This window comes from Streptomyces sp. NPDC097129, from assembly GCF_055668065.1.
This window is the reverse complement of record NZ_JBVOQE010000040.1, coordinates 1-2401: the sequence shown is the minus strand read 5'-3', so window position 1 is coordinate 2401 and position 2401 is coordinate 1. Positions and strand designations below refer to the sequence as shown.

General features: G+C 65.9%; 2 protein-coding genes. Both read right to left on the bottom strand.

The annotated features are described in order from the left end of the window. Positions 1-254: 254 nt before the first annotated feature. A complete protein-coding gene (locus AC0B9F_RS37900) occupies positions 255-1346 on the bottom strand; it encodes a hypothetical protein (protein ID WP_472010343.1) in 1092 nt (363 codons plus the stop codon). Between the two features lie 528 nt (positions 1347-1874). Continuing rightward, positions 1875-2401, bottom strand: a 527-nt coding sequence (locus AC0B9F_RS37895; protein WP_472010341.1) for an ISL3 family transposase, incomplete at its 5' end; no start/stop codon positions are given.

Here is a 2401-nt window from a genome sequence, read left to right as displayed (position 1 = left end):
TGACCATGAGGTTGGCGTGGGCGACGAGATGCCACTTGTCGACTGCGATCCGCGCGTCCGGCAGGGCGGTGCGGATCCCGGATCGACAGGTACAACAGCGCCCGCCCGCACACCCGCCTCGGCAACGCCCCACCCGCCGAGTACGAGGCAGCGCACTGCGCTGAGCCCACCAAGTCATCGCGACCGGCAATGACACCTGCATAGACGTGGCATCAACGCGTAGATGTTTCAGTTTCTTCTGTGCTGGGGCTGTGTCAGGTGCTGGACCGGGTGTAGGCAGCGGCGCGCACCACATCGTCGTCCTCCAGTCCAGCTCCTAGTGCTCCGCCCACGGTGGCCAGGCTGGCGGTGAGCCAGCTGATCTTCGCGTAGTCCAAAGCGTTCACTGGGTGACCGGCGACACCGGCCAGTACCGGCTCGTCGATGAGCAGCAGCGCGCCGACCCAGGACAGGATGAATAAGCCGAGGTAGAACACCACAACCCCGATGGCCACGGTCGCGGTGGTGGCCAAATTGAACAGGATCACATGCTCACGTTGGGCTCGCCGCCGTGGGCGCTCCCACAAGTCTGCTCCCAGGATCAGGGTGGCACTCACCGCCCCGATCGCCATCACCGCCAGCAGGACCAGGCGCACCGGCCCGTAGGCCATGGCCAGTACCCATAGGTCCGAGGCCACCAATGTCAGCATGCCGGTGGCCGCTGCCACGACCATCGCCCGGGAGAGCCGGGCCACGAAGGCCCAAGGCTGGTTGGCGCGGATCATGCCCAGCAGCAACCGCACGTTGCCGCTCAGCACTCGGGCCGTGAACTGCACGACGTTGTCGTCCGGGCGTTCGTCGAGATCGGTGGACAGCTGGTGGGCTCTTCGAGCAAGATCCCGCTGGGCGTTGAGGTCTTCGGCGTCGTAGCCCAGGAGCTGCCCGACCACGTGCACGGTGGTCTCTTGCACCTTCTGCCGCACGTGCACGGCTCCCAGGGTTGGGACGGAGACCAGTCCTACCCCGTGCACGGGGCTGAGCTGGGTGAGCACCGGACGTCGGCCGGTCTTCAGGGGGATCTCGGTGAGCACCACGGCCAAATCCCAGTTCTCCTCCAGCACGCGGTTTCGGGCCGCCTCCAGCAGGTCCAAGGTCTCGGTGGGTGGATCGACCAGCCGGTCTTCGGCCATCTTCAGTTGCCAGCGCACTCCCGGATACCGCTGCACCAAAATCTTGCGCACCGAGGTGGTGACCTCGGGGCCGAGCATCGCACTCAGGGATGGTGAGACCACCAGGCCGATGAGCAGCTCGGCATCGGAAAGGGGTTCGGCAGGATCGGGGGTGGATCGGCAACGCTTAGCAGTCATCGCTCCATGGTGAGGCAACCACGGGCCGATTGCCACTGGCTCGATGGAGCCCCGAAGGTTTCGTGCAGCACCGCGGGCCGGATTCGGTGGTCGCCTCGATCCCGGAGAGAGCGGTGCTGCTCACTGCGAAATCCTCTCCCCGCCGACGCCGCCAGCGCGAAGACATCACAGCCAGCGGGCCCGGGACCTGCCGGTGTCGAGGACGGCTTCTCGATGATGCTGCAGTGACGGATCGGTTGAAGTGCTTCGGCGGTGTGGGAGCAGTGATCAGCGTGGGGGCGGTCGATTCCGTTCGGACAGGTGATGCATCGACTGCCCAGCGGCAGGTGCGGTACTGATGCGTGGGTACCCGGTGCAGGGGTGTCAAGGCCCAGCTCCGAAGACGGCAAGCCGGGCACGTGAAAGGCGAATTATGGCCCGCCGCAACCCGAGCGGGAAGGCATGTGTGGCACGAGGCGCCGAAGACGGGCCGGGCGTTTACTGCAGAGATAAATGGCTCTCCGCATTTGAGCGGGGCGTGTGCTGATTTCATGCTGCTGGTCTCTGCCCTCGGGTGAGGGCGATGTGGACCATGATGCGCCTTCGGTAGTTGTCCATGTTGGTGAAGCCGCATCCGACACGCTTGGTTTGCTTGATGATCCGGTTGAAGCCCTCGGTGCGGGCGTTGGTCACGTCCTCGGTGAGCGCGACGAGCACCGCTGGCCACCAGGTGTCGATCGTGGTCGCCAGGCGGCTGGTTTCCTCCATGTCGGCGCGGGCGGCGGCGTCGTAGAAGTCGTACAGCCTGCGCCGGATCTGGTGCGGCTGGTGTTCGGCCAGCAGCAGGCGCAGGCGTTCCTTGACGGCATGCGCGGCGGCGATCTCGTTGGTCGGATCCTCGGCGGCGAGGGCGGCGTTGAACCGGGCCTTTTGCTTCACGGTGAGGTGCTCGTAGCCGGTGAGCAGCAGTTGCCGGCTGGCCCAGACTTTGTCGGTGGCGGTGCCGCGGCGGCCGTGCAGTTGCCGGTTGTAAGCAGTTGCCGGCTGGCACAGACTTAGTCTGTGGCGGTGCCGCG

Bases quoted from the DNA above. Each gene is read 5' to 3' on its own strand.
- AC0B9F_RS37900 (WP_472010343.1), bottom strand. From the start codon at position 1,346: ATGACTGCTAAGCGTTGCCGATCCACCCCCGATCCTGCCGAACCCCTT.